We start from the raw sequence: 20,633 nt of genomic DNA on the forward strand, positions 1-20,633 counted from the left end.
GGATCCGCCAGCTGGTCGAACGGCGGGCGTCGCACGGCTCCCACGGTGCCTACGGCCACGGTGACCCGTACGCCGGGCACGGGCACGGCGGGCACGGCGGGCACCACGACGACCACCACCGTTCCGGTCCCGGCATGGGCACCGTCGTCGCCGCGGGCGCCGCCGGTCTCGCGGTCGGCGTCGTCGGCGGCATGGTCGCGGCCGAAGTCGTCGACGAGGTCGGGGACTTCTTCGAAGGCGAGGGAGAGGAGGAGTAACTTCTACACTACTGTAGAAGTTACGGCGCCCGGTGCACCCCGGTCCGGGCGCCTCCCGACCCGTACGGAGTGCTCATGGCCCTGTGGGACCGCTTCAAGGAGTCCGCGTCGACGATGCAGACCCAGCTCATGGCGAAGAAGAACGACCTCAAGAGCGGTGCCTTCCGCGACGCGAGCATGGCGATGTGCGCCCTGGTGGCGGCCGCCGACGGCAGCGTCGACCCGTCCGAGCGGCAGCGCGTGGCCCAGCTCATCGCCGCCAACGAGGTGCTGCGGAACTTCCCCGCCGACGACCTGCGCCGCCGCTTCGAGGACAACATCGGCAAGCTCACCACCGACTTCGCCTTCGGCAAGGTGAGCGTCCTGCAGGAGATCGCCAAGGCGAAGAAGAAACCCGCCGAGGCACGGGCCGTCGTCCAGATCGGCATCGTCATCGGCGGCGCCGACGGCGACTTCGACCAGGACGAGCGGGCCGTGGTCCGCGAGGCGTGCTACGCCCTCGACCTGCCGCCCCACGAGTTCGACCTCTGACCGGCCCCGGCCCCGCGGCGGCCGGCCCGCCGCGGGGTCACAGGGGCGTGGCCGCGTACAGGATGAGGACCATCGTCACGGCGGAGTTCGCGGACGACATCGCCGACACGGCAGCCCCCACCGCCGCGCCCCACACCGCCAGGCCCACCAGGGTGAACAGCGACGGCCAGCTGCGCGCCGCCGGAGCGGGCCCGAGCAGGGCCGCCACCCGGCGCGGCACCGGGCCCGCCGCGGCCAAGCCGGCCAGGGTGGCCACCGGAGTGCTGCGAGAGACCAGGGCCGCCTTGCCGATCGCCCGGGCCACGGTACGGCGGCTGCCGACCGCCTGGGCCGCGTCCTCGTCCGCCCACCGCTCCGCCGTGTACGCCACCGCCGTCCGCAACGGCCGCAGGAAGGGGTTGGCCCGCGCGGCCAGCTGAACCGCGAGCAGGAAACGGTGGTGACGGGCGGCGAGGTGGGCGCGTTCGTGGGCGAACAGCGCCCGGCGCTCGGCCGGCTCCAGGCAATCCAGCATGGCCGTGGTCACCACGACACGGTCCCGCCGGCCGCCCGGCAACGCGTAGGCGTAGGGCACGTCGTCCGGCAGGACCGCGGCCTCCGTCCCCCGCGACCCGGCCAGCGCCCGGATAGACGCCCCCGGAGCCCGTACGCCACCCCCACTCTTATCTACAGTGATGTAGATTCTGCTCGGGCCGCCCGTGCCACGGAGAAGGAGCAGTGCACCCATGTTCGGACTGAGCGAGCTGGCCGTCATCCTCATCGTCGTCATAGCCGTCCTCGCCGCCAAGAAGCTCCCGGAACTCACCCGCTCGGCGGGCAAGTCGGCCCGCATCCTCAAGGCCGAGGCGCGCGCGATGAAGGAGCAGGACAAGGCGGAGGAGGCGCCTGCGGCCCCACGGATCATCCAGGGCGAGACACTGCCGCCGTCCGCCCCCGGTTCCGAGCGGACCGACGGCACGCCGCCGGAGGGCCGTCCGGCCGGATGACGGGCCCGCCCCGACCACCGGCTGGGCCGAAGGTCCCTCGGACGGGGCCGGGCGGCCCTTGGCGTCTCCCCCCGGCCGGGCACACGCTGGCACCGGGGACACCGAAGCCGCCGTTCGGCTGTGGCGGCGGGCACGGAAGGAGACGGGCGATGACATCCACCACCACTCTGAGCGCGGGTCTCCCGGCCGCGTACCGCGAAGGACTGATGCGGCACGCCCGCGAGGTCTCCTTCCCGGCCGGGGCACGCCTGTTCGAGGAAGGACGGCGTGCCGACCGGTTCTGGATCGTCCGGACCGGAGGCGTCGCCCTCGACCTCCAGGTCCCCGGTCACCGCGCGGTCGTGATCGAGTCGCTGGGCCACGGCGAGCTGATCGGCTGGTCCTGGCACTACCCGCCGCGCCTGTGGCACCTGGGCGCCGAGACCACGAGCCCGGTGCGGGCCTGGGAGTTCGACGCGGAGGCCGTACGGACGCTGTGCGACGAGGACCCCGGGTTCGGCCGCATGATCGCCGTGTGGGTCGGCCGGGTGGTCGCCCAGCGGCTGCACGCCACCCGGGTCCGGCTGCTCGACCTGTACGCCCCGTACGGCAGCGGAAGCAACTGACGTCCGCGGCCGGGCGCCCGCACAGGCCGCCCGGTCAGCCCGTGCGTTCCCAGCCCCGGTGGGGTGCGCGGGCGCCGAGCCGGACGTCGCGGCTGCGGTAGACGATGTAGGGACGGGTGAGGTAGCCCAGCGGGGTCGTGAGCATGTGGACGAGCCGGGTGAAGGGCCAGGCGGCGAAGAGCAGCAGGGCGCTGACGGCGTGGAGCTGGAAGAGGACCGGGATGCCGGTCATCAGGTCCGGGTCGGGCTGGAGGCAGAAGATCGAGCGGAACCAGGGCGAGATGGTCTCGCGGTAGTCGTAGCCGCCGCCGGCGATGTTCGCCACCACGGTCGCGGCCAGGCCCAGCCCGATGGTCACGGTCATGGAGAGGTACATCGCCTTGTCGTTGACGGTGGTGGCGGAGAAGACCGGGCCGACGGTGCGCCGCCGGTAGATCAGGATGGCCAGTCCGCCCAGGGTGCAGACGCCGGCGATGGTGCCGAGTACCACCGCGATGACGTGGTAGGCGTGCTCGCTGATGCCGGCCGCGTGGGTCCAGCTCTCGGGGATGACCAGACCGCCGATGTGTCCCAGCGCCACGACGAGGATGCCGAAGTGGAACAGCGGGCTGCCGATGCGCAGCAGGCGCCGTTCGTAGAGCTGGGAGGAGCGGGTGGTCCAGCCGAACTTGTCGTAGCGGTAGCGCCAGATGTGGCCGAGGACGAAGACCGCGAGGCTGATGTACGGCAGGACGACCCACAGCAGGATGCCGCCGGTGCCGGACTCCACGGCCAGGGTGACGGCTCGCTCGGGTGCGGTCATCGGGGGCCTCCTGCCGGTGGGGCGGGCGTGTACCGCGGCGGCGCGTAGGGGTCGAGGCCGACCTGTTCCCCGGGCGGTCCCTCGGCGGCGAGCCGGGCGACCGCCTCGCGTTCGTCACCGGCGAGCGCGGGCAGCGTCGCGGAGACGGAGTCCAGCAGGCCGGCCCACGGGGAGCGGTCGTCGTGCAGGGTGAGGCGGAGCAGTTCCAGGCCCGCCCGGTGTTCGGTGAGCAGCTTGAGTCCGGTCACCGGGTCGGTGGCGGCGAACTCCAGGACGACGGCGAGGTGGTCGGGCAGCTCGTCGTCGGTCAGCCGCAGGCCGCCCCTGGCGTAGGTCTGTTTCAGCCGGACCAGGGCGAGGCTCCGTTTACGGGTGTCGCCGTGGGCGTAGTAGGTGAGGTACGGGCAGCAGCGCTTGCGATGGTCGAAGGTGGCGACGTAGGCGGTGGCCAGCGCCTCGGCGCCGGTGCTCTCGGCGTGCTCGGTGAAGCGGAGCAGGGGGTCGCGCACCGGGGCGGGCAGTTCGGGGGCGGCCCGCCGGACCAGGGTGAGATGGCCGGCCTGCTGCTCGTCGGGGTAGCCGAGAAGCAGGGACTGGAGCTGCCAGGCGTAGGTGTGCCACGGCTGGACGCGTTGGGCGGGCCTGAGCTTGAGTCTGTTCCTCATGGCTTCGGTTCGGCCTCTCCGCCGCCGTCCGGGCCGGCGCCCCGCTCGGCCCGGTTCGGCGGGAAGAGCCCGGGTGGGCTGCTCTTGCCGTCCCAGTTCAGGAGGTTGACGCGGCCGGCCTTGTCCGTGGGGGCGGCGTGGGTGTCGGAGAGCTGCCGGTCGCGCAGGGCGCGGTAGTTCTCGACCGCGATGGGCGCGGCACCGCCGGACGCCTCGCCGAAGGGGCCGGAGCCTCCCATGCCGGGGCCGCCCTCGTAGTCGAGGCTGCACTCGGTGGCCAGCTCCTCCAGGCTGTGGGCCTGTTCGGCGTGGGCGGGCGGGATGACGTACCGCTCGTCGTACTTGGCGAGGGCGAGCAGCCGGTACATGTCGTACATCTGCTCCTCGCCCATGCCGACGGCCTCGGGGATGGAGGCGTCCGGCTCGCGTCCGAGGTTGATGTCGCGCAGGTAGGCGCGCATGGCGGCCAGGCGGCGCAGCACCGCGTCCACGGGGGCCGGGTCGCCGGCGGTGAAGAGCTGGGCGAGGTAGTCGACGGGGATGCGCAGGGCGTCGACGGCGGCGAACAGGTTGCGGTGGTCCTCGGCGTCGTGGCCGGTGTCCCGTACGGCGTCGACGACCGGGGAGAGCGGCGGGATGTACCAGACCATGGGCATGGTGCGGTACTCCGGGTGCAGCGGCAGCGCCACCTCGTACCTGTTGATCAGGGCGTGGACCGGGGAGCGCCGGGCGGCCTCGATCCAGTCGCGGGGGATGTCCGCGCGCTCCGCCGCGGCGATCACCTCGGGGTCGTCCGGGTCGAGGAAGACCTGCCGCTGGGCCTCGTAGAGGCCGGTGTCGTCGGGGGTGGAGGCGGCTTCCAGCACCTTGTCGGCGTCGTAGAGGACGAGCCCGATGTAGCGCAGCCGGCCGACGCAGGTCTCGGAGCAGACGGTGGGCAGGCCGACCTCGACGCGCGGGAAGCAGAAGGTGCACTTCTCGGCCTTGCCGGTGCGGTGGTTGAAGTACACCTTCTTGTACGGGCATCCGGTCACGCACATCCGCCAGCCGCGGCACCTGTCCTGGTCGACCAGGACGATGCCGTCCTCCTCCCGCTTGTAGATCGCGCCGGAGGGGCAGGAGGCCGCGCAGGACGGGTTGAGGCAGTGCTCGCAGATGCGCGGCAGGTAGAACATGAAGGTCTGCTCGAACTCGAACCTGATCTTCTCCGAGAGCTCGTCGAGGAGGACGTCCTTCTCGCCGGTCGCCGCCGATCCGCCGAGGTCGTCGTCCCAGTTGGCCGACCAGGAGATCTTCATGTCCTTGCCGGTGATCAGGGACTTGGGGCGGGCGACCGGGGTGTGCTCCTGAAGCGGGGCGTCGGTCAGGGTCTCGTAGTCGTACGTCCAGGGCTCGTAGTAGTCGTCCAGGGACGGCAGGACGGGGTTGGCGAAGATGGTGATCAGCTTCTTGAACCGGCCGCCCGCCTTGAGCGCGAGCCGGCCCTTCCTGTTCAGCTCCCAGCCGCCGCGCCACTGTTCCTGGTCCTCGTAGCGGCGGGGGTAGCCCTGGCCGGGACGGGTCTCCACGTTGTTGAACCACACGTACTCGACGCCGGTGCGGTTGGTCCACGCCTGCTTGCAGGTGACCGAACAGGTGTGGCAGCCGATGCACTTGTCGAGGTTCATCACCATCGCCATCTGGGCCATGACGCGCATCAGTACTCCACCTCCTGGTCGGTGCGGCGGCGGATGACGGTCACCTCGTCGCGCTGGTTGCCGGTCGGGCCGAGGTAGTTGAAGGCGTAGCTCAACTGCGCGTAGCCGCCGATGAGATGGCTGGGTTTGATCAGCAGCCGGGTCAGGGAGTTGTGGATGCCGCCGCGCCGGCCCGTGGTCTCGGTGCGGGGGACGTCGATGAGCCGGTCCTGGGCGTGGTACATGTACACGGTGCCCTCGGGCATGCGGTGCGAGACGATCGCGCGGGCGGCGACGACGCCGTTGCGGTTGACGGCCTCGATCCAGTCGTTGTCCCGCACGCCGATCTTCGCCGCGTCCCGCGTGCTCATCCAGACGGACGGGCCGCCCCGTGACAGGGACAGCATGAAGAGGTTGTCCTGGTACTCGGAGTGGATGGACCACTTGTTGTGCGGGGTCAGGTAGCGCACGGTCACGCCGAGTTCGCCCGTCTCGCCGGGGCGCGGCTCACCGAAGAGCGCGTGCATGTTCAACGGCGGCCGGTACACGGGGAGTTGCTCGCCGAGGGCGGTCATCCAGTCGTGGTCGAGGTAGAAGTGCTGGCGGCCGGTGAGGGTGTGCCAGGGCTTGAGCCGCTCGACGTTGACGGTGAACGGTGAGTAACGCCGCCCGCCGGTCTCCGAACCGGACCACTCCGGCGAGGTGATGACGGGGACCGGGGCGGTCTGGGTGTCGGCGAAGGTGATCCGCTTGCCCTCGTGCTCGGCGGCGAGGTCGGCGAGCCGTGTGCCGGTGCGGGCCTCCAGGGTGTGGAAGCCCTGCGTGGCGAGGTGTCCGTTGGTGGTGCCGGACAGGGCGAGGATCGCCTCGCAGGCGTGCACGTCACGGGCGATCGAGGGGCGGCCGTCTGCCACTCCCCCGCGTACGGTGCCGTTCTTGTGCCGCAGGTGGTCGAGTTCTCTGTCGACCTCGAAGGTGATGCCCTTGGTGGTGGCGCCCAGGGAGTCCAGCAGGGGGCCGAGGGCGCCCATCTTGTCGGCGACGGCCGCGTAGTCGCGTTCGACGGTGATCAGCTTCGGCATCGTACGGCCCGGAACGGGCTCGCACTCCCCCGCCTTCCAGTCCCGCACCCTGCCGTGCGGGGTGGCCAGCGCGTCGGGGGTGTCGTGCAGCAGCGGCGCGGCGACCAGGTCCTTGCGCACGCCGAGGTGGTCGGCGGCCTGACGACTGAACTCCTCGGCGAGGGTGTGGAAGATGTCGAAGTCGGTACGGGTCTGCCAGGGCGGGGCGATCGCCGGGTTGAAGGAGTGCACGAAGGGGTGCATGTCCGTGCTGGACAGGTCGTACTTCTCGTACCAGGTCGCGGCGGGCAGCACGATGTCGGAGTAGACGGTGGTGCTGGTCATGCGGAAGTCGAGGGTGAGCAGCAGGTCGAGCTTGCCCTCGGGTGCCTCCTCCCGCCACACCACATCCTGGGGGCGGGCGTCGGGCGGTGCCTCGGCGGCGCGCACCGAGGAGTCGGTGCCGAGGAGGTGTTTGAGGAAGTACTCGTTGCCCTTGGCCGAGGAGCCCAGCAGGTTGGCCCGCCACACGGTGAGCACCCGGGGGAAGTTCTCGGGCGCGTCCGGGTCCTCGCCGGCGAACTTCAGCCGCCCGGCCTTGAGTTCCTCCACCACGTGGTCGCCGGGCGGGCGTCCCGCGGCGTCGGCCTCGTCGGCCAGGTCCAGCGGGTTGCGGTCGAAGGTCGGGTACGACGGCATCCAGCCGAGCCGCGCCGACTGGGCGATCACGTCCGCCGTGGTCTTCCCTGCGAACGGTCCGCCGCCGCCCGCGGCGGCGAGGGTGTCGGCGGAGAACGGGTCGTAGCGGAACTGGTCGCCGTGCAGGTACCAGTAGGCGGTCTGGATCATCTGGCGGGCCGGCCGGTTCCAGTCGGAGGCCGTGGCGATCACCGAGTAGCCGGTGATCGGGCGGACCTTCTCCTGGCCGACGTAGTGCGCCCAGCCGCCGCCGTTGACGCCCTGGCAGCCGGTGAGGGTGGTCAGGGTCAGGAACGCCCGGTAGATGGTGTCGGAGTGGAACCAGTGGTTGGTGCCCGCCCCCATGACGATCATCGAACGGCCGCGGGACTCCTCCGCGTTGGCGGCGAACTCGCGGGCGATCCGCGCCGCCCTGCCCGCGTCCACGCCCGTGATCGCCGCCTGCCAGGCCGGGGTGCAGGGCTCGCTCGCGTCGTCGTAGCCGGTGGGCCAGTTCCCGGGGAGCCCCTCGCGGGCCACTCCGTACTGGGCCAGCAGCAGGTCGTACACCGTGGTGACCAGCCGCCCGGCGACCCTGCGTACGGGGACCCCGCGCCGCAGGCGTGCGGCGGTGCCGTCCGGGGCGTCGAAGCGGGGCAGTTCGACGGCGACCGGCGCCTCGCCGTCCCCCTCGGCGGACAGCAGGGGCCGGGTGTCACCGAGGTCGAGGTTCCACTTGCCGGCGCCGGAGTCGCCGAAGCGGTCGCCGAGGGTGCCGTTCGGCACCACCGGCGCGCCCGTGGCCCCGTCCAGCAGGACCGTCCGGAACTCCGCGTGCTCGGCCCGGGCGGGCGCGCCGCCGAGGTCCGCGGCGGTCAGGAACTTGCCCGGCGTGTAGGTGCCCGGCTCCGCCCCGTCCCCGGTCGCCTCGTCCAGGGTCACCAGGAACGGCAGGTCCGTGTACCGCTTGACGTAGTCGGTGAAGTACGGGGTCTCCCGGTCGGCGAAGAACTCCTTGAGGACGACGTGCCCCATGGCCATCGCCAGCGCGCCGTCCGTGCCGGGCTGCGCGGGCAGCCACTCGTCGGCGAACTTCACGTTGTCCGCGTAGTCCGGCGACACGGCGACGACCTTCTGGCCCCGGTAGCGGGCCTCGGCCATCCAGTGGGCGTCCGGGGTGCGGGTCACCGGCAGGTTGGAACCCCACATGACCAGATACCCGGCGTCCCACCAGTCCCCGGACTCCGGTACGTCGGTCTGGTCGCCGAACACCTGCGGCGAGGCGACGGGCAGGTCGGCGTACCAGTCGTAGAAGGAGAGCATCACCCCGCCGAGCAGGGAGTAGAAACGGGCCCCGGCGGCGTGGGACACCATCGACATGGCGGGGATCGGGGAGAACCCGGCCAGCCGGTCCGGACCGTGCTCCTTGACGGTGTGGACGTGCGCGGCGGCGGCCATCTCCGCCGCCTCGGCCCAGCTCGCCCGCACCAGACCGCCCTTGCCGCGGGTCCGCTTGTAGCGGCGGGAGCGCTCGGGGTCGGAGACGATGTCCGCCCAGGCCGCCACCGGATCGCCGAGCCGGGCCTTGGCCTCGCGGTACATCCCCAGCAGCACACCGCGTACGTAGGGGTAGCGCACGCGGGTGGGCGAGTACGTGTACCAGGAGAAGGCCGCCCCTCGGGGGCAGCCGCGCGGCTCGTACTCGGGACTGTCCGGGCCGACGGACGGGTAGTCCGTCTGCTGGGCCTCCCAGGTGATGATGCCGTCCTTGACGTACACCTTCCACGAGCAGGAACCGGTGCAGTTGACGCCGTGGGTGGAGCGCACCACCTTGTCGTGCGACCAGCGGTCCCGGTAGAACTCGTCCGCCTGGCGGCCGCCCTTGCGGTGCAGCGAGCGCAGATCCTCGGAGACCTCGGCTCCGGTGAAGTAGCGGCGGCTGCGCACCAGCGCCTCCGCCAGCTCGCCGTCCATGCCCGCCCGGGTCCGCGCCGTGCCGGTCCGCGTGCTCACCGTGCCACTCCGCTCCGGGCATGCCTGCCCGTTCGACTCGTGATCGGTTACACCGCACACGACTCTATGACCCGTGTCCTCCGAAAGGTCAACAGCCACACCACGAACGCGGAAAGGGGGCCGGTCGGGTGGTGGGGCCGGTCGGCCCTACCACCCGACCGGGCTCGCGGCGACGATGGGGCGATGTCCCGGAACGATGCCTTTCGCGCGCTCGACCGGCAGGAGTGCCTCCGCCTGCTGGCCGGGGTGCCGGTCGGCCGTGTGATCTACACCCGGCAGGCCCTGCCCGCGGTCCTGCCCGTCAACTTCTCCCTGGACACGGACGCCTCCGTGCTCCTGGCCACCTCCCCGGGCTCGGACCTCGTACGCGCCGTCGACGGCACCGTGGTCGCCTTCGAGGCGGACGAGTTCCAGGCGGAGACCCGCTCCGGCTGGAGCGTGATCGTCACCGGACGGGCCACCGTGGTGACCGATCCGGCCGAGCACGAACGGCTCGTACGGACCGGTCCGGCCTCGTGGATGCCGCTGCGGGAGACGGTGTTCGTGCGCATCGAGGCCGAGATGGTCACCGGACGCGAGCTCAGGGGGGCGACGGCCGGGCGGTGAGCCTCGGCTGACGGCCGGCGCGGCCCGCCGCGTCGGCCGTCAGCGGCCCTCCTGCCGCAGTCGGTCCTGGACCTGGGTGGCGATGACGGCGGCCTGGATACGGCGCTCCACACCGAGCTTGGCCAGCAGCCGGGAGATGTGGTTCTTGACCGTCTTCTCGGCCAGGTACAGCCGCTGGCCGATCTGGCGGTTGGTCAGTCCCTCACCGATCAGGGCCAGGATCTCGCGCTCCCGCTCGGTCAGCCCGGGCAGCGCGTCCGGCTGCTCCTCCTCCTTCTGCTGTCCGCCGCGCAGCCGGGCCATCAGCCGGGTGGTGGCGCTCGGGTCGAGCAGCGACTGGCCGCGGGCCACCGTGCGTACGGCGGTCACCAGGTCGGAGCCGCGGATCTGCTTCAGTACGTATCCGGAGGCGCCGGCCATGATCGAGTCGAGCAGGGCCTCCTCGTCGTCGAACGAGGTCAGCATCAGACAGGCCAGGTCGGGCATGGCCGAGCGCAGCTCGCGGCACACGCTCACCCCGTCCCCGTCCGGCAGCCGTACGTCCAGGACCGCGACCTGGGGGCGCAGGGCGGGGACGCGGACCAGGGCCTGCTCCGCGGTGGCGGCCTCGCCGACCACGGTGATGTCCGGTTCGTCGTTCAGCAGGTCGTGCACCCCTCGCCGGACCACCTCGTGGTCGTCCAGCAGGAAGACCCGGATCGGGCTGTCGGGTCCGGGCTGCTCGCCGTCCGCCATCGATTGCTCCTCGTTCCACGCTGTGTGACCGTCCACGCCGTCCGAAAACCCCCGGCCCTCACATCTTGCGCAATCCCGGGCCGTGCGACCAGGGCCGATCGGCCCCACTCGCGCGGGTGGGAGCGAGGGGCGTCTCCGTCGGTGGGCGGGGGCGTCCGAGGCCCCGGTGCCGTGGGCCGGCGCCCGCGGGGCGAGGAGGACCGCGCCGCGGACCGGGTGGTGGCCGGCGAACGGACTCGTCGACATGCTCGACGCGCCGTCCGGCCTGAAGGCGCGGCCCGTCAGCGGGCGGAGCCCGGCGGACGCGGGAACCGGTCCGGACCCGGTGCGGGAAGGGGCCTGTCGTCCGGGACGACAGGGCCCCCGCTCCGGGCCCGTCGGCGGCCGTCACCCGTCCGCGACCGCCAGGGGCACTCCGTACAGGGAGCGTCCGCCGACGAGCTCGCGCCCGGTGACCGGCTCGGTCTCGACGCGGACGAAGACCTCCCGCGCCGAGGGCGCCCGGGAGACCGGTCCGGTGCGGGCCAGGCGCCGGTGTTCGGCGAGGTCGGTCACCACCGTGGCCGGGCCCGTGACGACGACGCTCCAGCCGGACTGCCGGGCGGCGTCGACGTCGTCGGCCTCGAAGGCGACCACCGCGCCGTCGACCGCGCGGACCAGTTCCGAACCGGCGGCGGTACGCAGCAGGACCGCGCCGTCGGCCGCCAGGCGGAAGTTGACGGGCAGCACGGCGGGCAGGGCCCGGCGCGTGAAGACGGTGCGGCCGACGGGCACCCCGGCCATCAGCTCCAGGCACTCCTGCCGCCCGAGTTCACGGAAACCGTCATCGGGGTACCTCGCCGGTCCTCCTTCGCCCTTCGTCCGGTGCGGCGGTCCTGTCTCCTTCCGCCTTGGGCCGGGCGCGGCCGGAAGATGAGGGCCGACGGTCCCGCTCCCCCCGGAGAACGGCCCGGCCGTCACGGGCGCCGCGCTTCGGCCCGTACCGCGTTCTCCGGACGCCTTCGCCAGTGAGGTGTCCGTCCCACGGAACGGCGCCTACGCCGCGCGGACAGCCGTGGCCACGGCGTCTCCGACGGCCCGGGCCCCCTCAGCGTTGGGGTGCAGGGGTGCGGCCGGGCGGGTGGGGACCAGGCCCTCGATGTAGCGGTCGGCGGGGGCGGCGCAGATGTCGTGTCCGATCCCCAGGGTGTAGGTGTCGACGAAGGTCGCACCGTGCTCTTCGGCCGTTCGTCTCAGTACGGCGCCGAGGTGGTCGACCACGCCCTGGATGTAGTTGGCGTCCTGCTTCCAGAAGGGCTGGATGGGGTGGCAGCCGTCGGGGCGGAGGTAGTTGCCGTAACCGACGACGAAGACCTCGGCGTTCGGCGCGCGCCGGGTGATCTCGTCCAGGACGGTGCCGAAGGCCGGTGCCCAGGCGTCGATGCGGGCCCTGATCCTGTCGGTACCGCCCGCGGTGTTCTCCTCCGCGCAGCTGGTGCCGTAGGGCGGGGGCAGGATGTTGACGCAGGCCAGCGCTTCGCCGAAGACGTCGGCGTCGTTGCCGCCGATGGTGATGCTGACGATGTCGGCGGCGGGTGTGAGCGCGTCGTACTGGGGGGCGGTGCCCGGGTACTGGGACGTGCTCAGGTGGTCGGTGGTGGCGGCGGAACAGGTGACGTCGGTGAGGTGCGCGCCGAGGGCCTCGGCCGCGATGTGCGGATAGCCGGCCAGGGAACGCAGGCACATCGGGTCGGCCGGATCGGGCGGTGGCACCAGCGGTGCGGCCGCGTAGGAATCGCCGAGCGCGACGTACCGCGGGGGTTCGGCCGTGGTCGACGCGGCCGTGACCGGTGCCACGGCCGACAGGGCACCGGTGGACAGTGCGGTGGCCAGGGCTATGCGCAGGGTCGTCTTCAAGGACGCCTCCGTCCGACGGGTCGGAATGTACGGGTATGCCTCGCGATGAGCATGCCCGAGCGGGCATGCCGCCGCACGGCGGACCTCGGCTCAGTACTCCCGCCGGATGACGGCGTGCGGCACGGCCCCTTGATGCTTGCCGCAGCCGGTATGACTACTGGCGCTGTCCGGCGTGGCGGGCCGGGACTTTCCCGCCGGTCGGCACGATGTGTGCACGGGGCCCGGCTCCGCACGGGGTGGCGTGCGTCGCCGCGTCGTACGCCGGACCCGGCTCACGGGGCGCCGGGCGCGGCTCGCGGGCGGCGAAGTGCCGGGGGCCGGCGTCGGAGTGACGGGACGTCGAGCGGGTCCTGGGTGCGGGGCCGCGTTCCCGGCGTGTCCTCCCGCGGAGTTTCCAGCCGGTGAACCGATCAGGAGGCAGGCCGAGATGAGTTCCGGTTCCGTCAGCCGACGCGGCTTTCTGGGGGTCTCCGCGGCGGGGCTGACGGGGGCTCTCTCCCCGGTGGCGACCCGGGCCGAGGCCGCTTCCGCCGCCGGGGAGGACCAGGTCTTGCGCTACGAAGAGATGACCGGTGGGTCGGTCACCGCCTCCCGCGACGGGAAGCTCCTGATCGCCGAGGTGCAGGGCGTGCTGTGGCGGGTCCCCCGCGGGGGCGGCGCGGCGACGCGGCTGACGGACTGGGAACTGGAGGCGACCGCTCCGGCCCTGTCGCCCGACGGCGGGACGGTGGCGCTGTGCGGCTACCGGGACGGCACCTTCCACCTGTGGACGATGGGGGCCGACGGCAGCGGGCTGCGCCGGCTCACCGACGGCCCCTGGGACGATCGCGGGCCGGCCTGGTCTCCCGACGGCACCCGGCTGGTGTTCTCCTCCGAGCGCGGCGGCGACGCGGTGGCCGGCAGCGCGTTCGGCCTGTGGGTCCTCGACGTGCGCGACGGCCGCGTGCGGCGGTTGACCGGCGGGGACTTCGAGGATCTCGATGCCGCGTGGTGTCCGGACGGGCGCTCGGTGGTGTGCGTCCGTGCCGCCCACACCCCGGACGGCGCGAGCGACGGCGGCCGGGCCCTCGTACGCGTACCGGCCGCGGGCGGCGAGGCGCGGGTGGTGCACAGCGTCGGCTCGGGCCGGCTGCTGTGCCCGTCCGTCTCCCCGGCGGGCCGGATCGCCTGCCTGCGTCTGTCCGGAACCGGTTCCTCGCCGTCCCTGCCGGCCGCCAAGGCGGTGCTGATGGTCGACGGCCGGGTCGTCACGGACGACGAGGACCTGGCGGCGGCACCACCGTGCTGGCTGGACGAGGACCGGCTGCTGTACGTGGCCGACGGCCGCATCCGCATCCGTACGCTGGACTCGTCCGCGCCGGTGGAGGAGGTCGCCTTCACCGCCCGGATGCCGATGCCCCGGCCGCGCCGGCGGGTCGGACCGCGGAACCGGTACCCGGCCCGGCCCGTCCCGGTGCGCGGGATCCATCTGCCCGCCCTCTCCCCCGACGGGGGCAGCGTGGCGTTCGTGGCGTTGAACGCGCTGTGGCTGATGGACGTCGGCGGCGCGCCCCGCAAGCTCGTCCAGGCCTCCCCCGTCCACCATCTGCAGATGCCCGTGTGGGCCCCGGACGGGCGCACCCTGTTGTACTGCACCGACCGGGACGGGCTGACGGCCGTACGCCGTCTGCGTCCGGACGACGGGCACGACGAGCCGGTCACCGGCCAGGGCCGCCTGTGTCCCGCGCTGTCCCCGGACGGCACCCTCCTGGCCTGCCAGGACGTCACCGGCAACCTGCTGCTGCGCACCCTGGCCACCGGCGCCGAGCGGGTGCTGGCCCGGCCCATGGCCACCGACGGGCCGCCCGGCGCCCCCACATGGTCACCCGACGGCCGGTACGTGGCCTTCTGCGACCGCAACCGGCTCAACCACCGCTTCCGTGAGGGCTACCACCTCATCCGCGTCGTCGACACCCGCACCGGCGCCGAACGGCGCCATCTGCCGGCCGACCACCAGTCGCTGGCCGACCGTGCCGCCGCGGGCCCCGTCTGGTCCCCCGACGGCCGCTGGATGGCCCTGATCGCCGAATCGGCCCTGCACCTGCTGCCCGTCACCGCCGACGGCACCCCGGCCGGCCCGGTGCGCCGGCTGACCGACGAGCCGGCCGACCACGCCTGCTGGGCCGGCGACTCCGCCACCCTGCTCTACCTCTCCTCGGGCCGGCTGCGCCTGCTCTCCCTCGACGAGGAACGGGTTCCGTCCCGCACCCGTACGCTCCCCGTCCTGCTGACCACCGGACAGCGCCCGCGCCACGAGCCGCTGCGCGTCCACGCGGGCCGGCTGTGGGACGGCACCGGCACCACCGTGCGCCAGGACGTCGACATCCTCGTCGAGGGCGGCCGGATCACCACCGTCGAACCCCACCGGGCACGCCGCCCGGGCCACCGCACCCTCGACGCCTCGGACCACACCGTCGTCCCCGGCCTGTTCGACAGCCACACCCATCCCTACACCGCCACCTACGGTGCCCGGCAGCACCTCGCGGCGCTCGCCTACGGCATCACCACCACCGCCTGCATGGGCGCACCCCTGTACGAGGCGGTCCGGCTGCGCGAATCCCTCGCCGCCGGCCACAGCACGGGTCCGCGCATGCTGGCCTGCGCGGAGCTCATCGACGGCCCCCGCACCGCCTACGCCAAGGGCCGCGCCCACCGCACCCACGCCGGTCTGCGGCGCACCCTTGAGCGCGTCACCGCGCTCGATGCCGACTTCGTCAAGACCTACGTACGCGCTCCGGGCCGGGCCATGGCCGAGGCCGCCGAGGCCGCCCACCGCCTCGGCGTTCCCTGCGGCAGCCACCTGTGCTCCCCGGGGCGGGCCGCCGGCCAGGACCTGACCACCCATCTGCAGGCCACCCAGCGCCTGGCGTACGGCCATGCCACCACCCCCACCGGCCACCTCCACCAGGATCTCCTCGAGCAGTACGCCGACGGCTCCTTCGCGCTGATCGCCACCCCGTTCACCGCCCAGGCCCTGCTCGGCGCCGACCCCGCCCTGGCCGACGACCCCCGCGTCCTCGCCCTCCTGCCGCCCTGGGACGTCGCCGCCGTCCAGGAACGCGCCAAGACCGAGCCCACGGCCGAGCAGCGGCGTGCCCTGGCCATCGAGATGGGCAACTACCGGCGGCTGGCCGCGCACGGCGCCACCCTCGCCCTGGGCACCGACTCCCCCCTGGTGCCCGTCGGCCTGTCCCTGCACCTGGCCCTGCGCGCCCTCGTCGCCCACGGCTTCACCCCCGTCCAGGCCCTGCGCACCGTCACCACCACTCCCGCCCGGCTCTTCGGCCTCGACGCCGACCTGGGCACCGTCGAGCCGGGCAGGATCGCCGACCTCACGGTCGTCGACGGCGACCCCTTCACCGACTTCGCCGCCCTCGTCGACATCCCCCTGGTCCTGCGCGACGGCGTCCCCCACCGCCAGGCCGACCTCACCGCCACGCACCGGCAGGCCCCCGCCCCCGCTCCCCGGAACACCACCTGGCTCGAGGTCGCCCACACCCTCCACCGGAACTCCTGCTGTCACTCCGGCGACTGAGCCGAACCCGCGGGGTGCCGAAGCCGCTCAGTCGCGGCGCAGCAGGACGAGCTCGCGGTTCATCTCACCGAGGAACCGGACGATCACTGTGAGCTCGTCGGGCGTGAAACGGCCCCGCGCGGTGTCGGTGCTCCGCGCGAGCGGCCGGAAGTACTCCCTGGCCAGTCCTCTGGCCGCCTCCGCGAAGTGCAGGTGGACCACACGACGGTCGTCGGCGGCCCTGACCCGGTGGATGTGCCCCGCCCGCTCCAGTCGGTCGACGCACGCGGTGACCGCGCCGGACGTGAGGTTGAGCTGCCTGCGCAGCCGGCCGGGTGTCATGGGCTCGCCCACACCGTCCGGATCGGCGTCCAGGATCGCGATCAGGGCCTGCACATCGGTGAGGTGCAGGCCGTGCGCGTGGGCGAACTCCTGAGCGACACGGTTGAACTCGTTGTTCATCCGACGCAACAGCACGGCGAACGACTGCAACCCCGTCGGGTCGTCCACCGGAAGAGGTGTCGAAGGGGTACCTGGGTCACTCATGCCCCTAGTATAGGATCACTCAATCATTGAGATACTTATTCATCGACACATTTCTTTCCACTGCTGAGGATGTTCATGAGAACCGCACCGCGCTGGGCCCGGGGGACCGTGCCCCTCGTTCTCCTGCTGGTCTGGCTGGGCGTGGGCGGAACGCTCGGGCCGTACGCGGGCAAGCTGGGTGAGGTGGCCACCAACGACCAGGCCTCCTTCCTGCCGCAGAGCGCCGAGTCCACCAAGGTCCTCGAGGAGCGTGAGGCGTTCGACCAGTCCGAGACCCTGCCGGCCATCGTGGTCTGGACGGCGGACGGGAACCGGGTCACCGAGGCGCAGCGGGCAGCCGCCACCGACTCCGTCGGCGCGCTCACCGGAAGCACCGGGATCGTCGGCCGGCCGTCACCGGCCCTGCCCTCCGAGGACGGTCAGGCCCTGCAGGCCGTCGTCCAACTCGAGCCCGAACTCGGCGAGGAGTTGCCCACGGTCCTCGACGAGGTGCGTGCGGCGGCGCGGAAGGTGCCGGGCACCGAGGCGCAGATCGCCGGCCCGGCCGCGAGCCAGGCCGACCTGTCGGACGCGTTCGCGGGCATCGACGGACTGCTGCTGGGCGTGGCGCTCGCCGCCGTGCTGGTGATCCTCCTGCTCGTCTACCGCAGCGTCCTGCTGCCGTTCCTGATCATCCTCGGCTCCGTCTTCGCCCTGGGACTGGCCTGTGCCGTGGTCTACGCGCTGGCGGAGCGGGACGTGGTCCGCGTCGACGGACAGGTGCAGGGCATCCTGTCCATCCTGGTGATCGGTGCCGCCACCGACTACGCCCTGCTGCTGGCCGCGCGCTTCCGCGAGGAACTCGCCGTGCGCGGGGACCGGGCCGCGGCCGCCCTGGCGGCGGTGCGGCGCTCGTTCGGCGCGATCACCGCGAGCGCCGCCACCGTGGCGCTCGGGCTGCTGGCCCTGCTCGCCAGTGACCTCACGAACAACCGCGCCCTCGGACCGGTCGGTGCCATCGGCATCGTGTGCGCCGTGCTCACCACGCTCACCTTCCTGCCGGCCGTGCTGGCCCTGGTCGGCCGTACCGCCTACTGGCCGTCCCGCCCGAAGGCGTCGGACGCGTCCGCGGAGGGCCACGCGGTATGGCGCCGGGTCGCCGCGCGGGTGGACGCGCGGCCACGCCTCACCTGGGTCGTGACCGGGCTCGTCCTCGCCGCCCTGGCGGCCTTCTCGCCCACGCTGTCCGCGAAGGGCGTGCCGCTCGACGAGATCTTCGTGAACGACGCGCCCTCCGTCGCCGCCCAGGAGACGATCGGCGAGCACTTCCCCGGCGGCTCGGGCAATCCGGCCGTGATCATCGCCGATGCCGACCGTGCCGACGCGGTGACGGCCGCCGCGAAGGACACCGCGGGCGTGGCGTCGGCGGGCGCGGTCTCCGCCTCGGGGCGGCCCGGTACCGGTGAGCCGCAGGTCGTGGACGGACGGGTCCGCATCGACGCCACGCTGGACGCGGCGGCGGACAGCGACGCGGCCAAGGAGACCGTCGCGCGGCTGCGCGACGACGTGCACGCGGTCCCCGGGGCCGACGCCCTGGTCGGCGGGTACACGGCGCAGCAGTACGACACCCAGCAGACCGCCGCGCACGACCGCACGGTGATCGTCCCCGTCGTGCTCGGCATCATCCTGCTGATCCTCGTGCTGCTGCTGCGCTCGCTGCTCGTACCGGTGCTGCTGGTGGCGACCGTCGCGCTCAACTTCCTGGCGACGCTGGGGGTCTCCTCCCTCGTCTTCGAGCATCTCCTCGGGTTCAGCGGGACGGACGCGTCCGTCCCGCTCTACGGGTTCGTGTTCCTGGTGGCCCTCGGCGTCGACTACAACATCTTCCTGATGTCCCGGGTGCGCGAGGAGGCGCTCGCGCACGGCTCGCGGCAGGGTGTGCTGCGCGGACTGACCACGACCGGCGGCGTGATCACCTCGGCAGGTGTGGTGCTGGCCGCCACGTTCGCGGCCCTGACGGTCATCCCGCTGGCGTTCCTCGTGCAGATCGCCTTCATCGTGGCCTTCGGCGTACTGCTCGACACGCTCGTGGTCCGCTCGCTGCTGGTGCCCGCGCTCGTGATCGACATCGGCCCCCGCGCATGGTGGCCCAGCGCCCTGGCACGCGGGAACACCGCGCCCGCCGAGGAGCCGAAGCCGCCGGCGCACGGACCGCGGCGGTGACCGGAGCGGCGTCCGGCCGGCCGCGGCCGGCCGGACGCCGTTCGCGGCATGCCGGAGTGCGTCCACGGGGCCGGTAGCGGGTGAAGTGGTCGTGTGGGCGGCCGGCACCGTCCGGCGCCTTCGGCGGGAGACGCCCATGCACACCACGACCGCCGCACTCATGATCGGACCCAAGGGGGAAGTCGTACCGCACACCTGAGAGGAGCACTCGTGGCGGACACGTACGGACAGCGGAACGGCGAGCGGCTGCGCTGCCTGGTCACCGGGGCCTCCGGATACGTCGGCGGACGTCTGGTGCCCGAACTGCTGGAGGCCGGTCACCGGGTCCGGTGCCTGGCCCGCTCCCCCGGCAAGCTCCGCGACCATCCCTGGGCCCGGGACGCCGAGACCGTCCGCGGTGATGTCACGGACGCCGCCTCCGTCGCCGAGGCCATGCGCGGGGTCGACGTCGCCTACTACCTGGTGCACGCCCTGGGAACCGGCTCCGGTTTCGAGGACACCGACCGCCGCGCCGCCCGGATCTTCGCCGAGCGGGCGCACGCCGCCGGGGTACGGCGGATCGTCTACCTCGGCGGACTCACCCCGGCGGGCGTACCCGAGCGTTCCCTCTCCCCGCACCTGCGTTCCAGGGCCGAGGTCGGGCGCGTCTTCCTGGACGCCCCGGTGCCCGCCACGGTGCTCCGGGCGGCGGTCGTCATCGGCTCGGGGTCGGCCTCGTTCGAGATGCTGCGCTACCTGACCGAGCGCCTGCCCGTGATGGTGACCCCGAGCTGGGTGCACACCCGCGTCCAGCCGATCGGGATCCGCGACGTGCTGCGCTACCTCGTCGGCTCGGCCACCATGCCGTCCGACGTCGACCGGGCCTTCGACATCGGCGGGCCGGACGTGCTGACCTACCGGGAGATGATGCGCCGTTACGCCGAGGTCGCCGGGCTGCGGCGGCGGATCGTCGTGCCGGTGCCGGTCCTCACCCCGGGGCTCTCGAGCCACTGGGTGGGCCTGGTCACCCCGGTGCCCGCCGCCATCGCCCGGCCGCTGACCGAGTCGCTGCGCCACGAGGTCGTCTGCCGGGAACACGACATCGCCCGGTACGTGCCCGACCCTCCGGGCCGGCCGCTGCCCTTCGACGAGGCGCTGGCCCTGGCGCTGCGCAAGGTCCGGGACGCCCAGGTGGCCACCCGCTGGTCGTCCGCGGCCGTGCCCGGCGCCCCCAGCGACCCGCTGCCCACCGACCCCGACTGGGCCGGCGGCAGCCTCTACCAGGACGAACGGGAACTGCCCGTCGACGCGTCCCGCGCCTCGCTGTGGAAGGTCGTCGAGGGCATCGGCGGCGACAACGGCTGGTACTCCTTCCCGCTCGCCTGGGCCGTCCGGGGCTGGCTGGACCGGTTCGTCGGCGGGGTCGGCCTGCGCCGCGGACGGCGGGACGCCGAGCGCCTGCGGGTCGGCGACTCGCTGGACTTCTGGCGCGTCGAGGAGATCGAGCCGGGCCGTCTGCTGCGGCTGCGCGCCGAGATGCGGCTGCCCGGACTCGCCTGGCTGGAGATGTACGCCGAAACGGACACCGAGGGCCGCACGCGGTACCGCCAGCGTGCCCTGTTCCATCCACGCGGACTGCTGGGCCACGCCTACTGGTGGAGCGTCTCGCCGTTCCACGCCGTCGTCTTCGGCGGCATGGCCCGCAACATCGCGCAGGCCGCCGCCAAGGGCATGAGCGCGCACGGACGGGCGCGGCGTACCGGACGCACCGGACGCGCCAGGCGAACCGGCCGCACCCGCCCGGCGAAGGGCCTCCGTCACTAGGGCCTGTCCGGTGGGTCA

General features: G+C 73.0%; 15 protein-coding genes and 2 pseudogenes. 8 read left to right on the forward strand and 9 right to left on the reverse strand.

Annotation, left to right across the window (positions count from 1 at the left end; all coding sequences use genetic code 11):
- Both AMK33_RS36650 and AMK33_RS36655 read left to right on the forward strand, forming a co-directional pair.
- A pseudogene (locus AMK33_RS36650) lies at positions 1–257 on the forward strand (sporulation protein); the annotation flags it as partial.
- A gap of 75 nt (positions 258–332) precedes the next feature.
- Positions 333–788 carry a tellurite resistance TerB family protein gene (locus AMK33_RS36655; RefSeq protein WP_073937368.1) on the forward strand — a complete coding sequence of 152 codons (456 nt, stop codon included), beginning with the start codon at positions 333–335 and terminating at the stop codon, positions 786–788.
- Positions 789–825: 37 nt separating this feature from the next.
- Here AMK33_RS36655 and AMK33_RS44815 read toward each other — a convergent pair.
- Positions 826–1,413, reverse strand: a pseudogene (locus AMK33_RS44815) (M56 family metallopeptidase); the annotation flags it as partial.
- A gap of 100 nt (positions 1,414–1,513) precedes the next feature.
- On the opposite strand from AMK33_RS44815, the gene AMK33_RS36665 reads away from it, so the two are divergent.
- Positions 1,514–1,774 carry a twin-arginine translocase TatA/TatE family subunit gene (locus AMK33_RS36665; protein WP_073937370.1) on the forward strand — a complete coding sequence of 87 codons (261 nt, stop codon included), beginning with the start codon at positions 1,514–1,516 and terminating at the stop codon, positions 1,772–1,774.
- A gap of 149 nt (positions 1,775–1,923) precedes the next feature.
- Entirely contained in the window at positions 1,924–2,379 is a 456-nt protein-coding gene (locus AMK33_RS36670) for a Crp/Fnr family transcriptional regulator (RefSeq protein WP_073937371.1), read from the forward strand.
- A 34-nt stretch (positions 2,380–2,413) separates the two neighbouring features.
- On the opposite strand, the gene narI is transcribed toward AMK33_RS36670, so the two are convergent.
- Genes narI through AMK33_RS36690 form a run of 4 tightly spaced genes read right to left on the reverse strand, consistent with a single transcriptional unit; the run spans position 2,414 to position 9,235 of the window.
- Positions 2,414–3,181 (reverse strand): respiratory nitrate reductase subunit gamma, encoded by a 768-nt coding sequence (gene narI, locus AMK33_RS36675; protein WP_073937373.1) that lies wholly within the window; start codon positions 3,179–3,181, stop codon positions 2,414–2,416.
- On the reverse strand, positions 3,178–3,846 hold the full coding sequence (gene narJ, locus AMK33_RS36680) for a nitrate reductase molybdenum cofactor assembly chaperone (protein WP_073937374.1): 669 nt from the start codon (positions 3,844–3,846) through the stop codon (positions 3,178–3,180). Before narJ ends, narI begins: the two co-directional genes overlap by 4 nt.
- The gene (gene narH / locus AMK33_RS36685) at positions 3,843–5,543 is read right to left on the reverse strand and encodes a nitrate reductase subunit beta (RefSeq protein ID WP_073937376.1); all 1,701 of its coding nucleotides are present in this window, start codon (positions 5,541–5,543) and stop codon (positions 3,843–3,845) included. Before narH ends, narJ begins: the two co-directional genes overlap by 4 nt.
- Positions 5,543–9,235, reverse strand: coding sequence for a nitrate reductase subunit alpha (locus tag AMK33_RS36690; RefSeq protein WP_073937402.1), 3,693 nt, complete (start codon positions 9,233–9,235; stop codon positions 5,543–5,545). The genes narH and AMK33_RS36690 overlap by 1 nt, the downstream gene beginning before the upstream one ends.
- Positions 9,236–9,457: 222 nt before the next feature.
- Here AMK33_RS36690 and AMK33_RS36695 point away from each other — a divergent pair, with 222 nt between their 5' ends.
- Complete coding sequence (locus AMK33_RS36695; protein ID WP_073937377.1) at positions 9,458–9,880, forward strand: pyridoxamine 5'-phosphate oxidase family protein; 423 nt, start codon at positions 9,458–9,460, stop codon at positions 9,878–9,880.
- 39 nt (positions 9,881–9,919) lie between these two features.
- Here the strand turns inward: AMK33_RS36695 and AMK33_RS36700 are convergent, their stop codons facing one another.
- From AMK33_RS36700 to AMK33_RS36710, 3 genes are all read right to left on the reverse strand, one after another.
- Positions 9,920–10,615, reverse strand: a complete 696-nt coding sequence (locus AMK33_RS36700) for a response regulator (RefSeq protein ID WP_073937379.1) — start codon at positions 10,613–10,615, stop codon at positions 9,920–9,922.
- A 387-nt stretch (positions 10,616–11,002) separates the two neighbouring features.
- Positions 11,003–11,407: a pyridoxamine 5'-phosphate oxidase family protein gene (locus AMK33_RS36705; RefSeq protein ID WP_073937404.1), complete on the reverse strand. Its 405-nt coding sequence runs from the start codon at positions 11,405–11,407 to the stop codon at positions 11,003–11,005.
- Positions 11,408–11,650: 243 nt separating this feature from the next.
- Positions 11,651–12,511 (reverse strand): SGNH/GDSL hydrolase family protein, encoded by an 861-nt coding sequence (locus tag AMK33_RS36710; RefSeq protein ID WP_079195114.1) that lies wholly within the window; start codon positions 12,509–12,511, stop codon positions 11,651–11,653.
- Positions 12,512–12,938: 427 nt separating this feature from the next.
- On the opposite strand from AMK33_RS36710, the gene AMK33_RS36715 reads away from it, so the two are divergent.
- Positions 12,939–16,085, forward strand: a complete 3,147-nt coding sequence (locus AMK33_RS36715; RefSeq protein WP_073937381.1) for an amidohydrolase family protein — start codon at positions 12,939–12,941, stop codon at positions 16,083–16,085.
- Between the two features lie 27 nt (positions 16,086–16,112).
- Here the strand turns inward: AMK33_RS36715 and AMK33_RS36720 are convergent, their stop codons facing one another.
- On the reverse strand, positions 16,113–16,610 hold the full coding sequence (locus tag AMK33_RS36720; protein WP_073937382.1) for a MarR family winged helix-turn-helix transcriptional regulator: 498 nt from the start codon (positions 16,608–16,610) through the stop codon (positions 16,113–16,115).
- A 75-nt stretch (positions 16,611–16,685) separates the two neighbouring features.
- On the opposite strand from AMK33_RS36720, the gene AMK33_RS36725 reads away from it, so the two are divergent.
- Positions 16,686–18,812, forward strand: coding sequence for an MMPL family transporter (locus AMK33_RS36725; RefSeq protein WP_073937383.1), 2,127 nt, complete (start codon positions 16,686–16,688; stop codon positions 18,810–18,812).
- Positions 18,813–19,022: 210 nt separating this feature from the next.
- Positions 19,023–20,615 (forward strand): SDR family oxidoreductase, encoded by a 1,593-nt coding sequence (locus tag AMK33_RS36730; protein ID WP_073937384.1) that lies wholly within the window; start codon positions 19,023–19,025, stop codon positions 20,613–20,615.
- Positions 20,616–20,633: the final 18 nt, after the last annotated feature.

This window comes from Streptomyces sp. CB02400 (genome assembly GCF_001905725.1).
Lineage (GTDB): Bacteria > Actinomycetota > Actinomycetes > Streptomycetales > Streptomycetaceae > Streptomyces > Streptomyces atrovirens.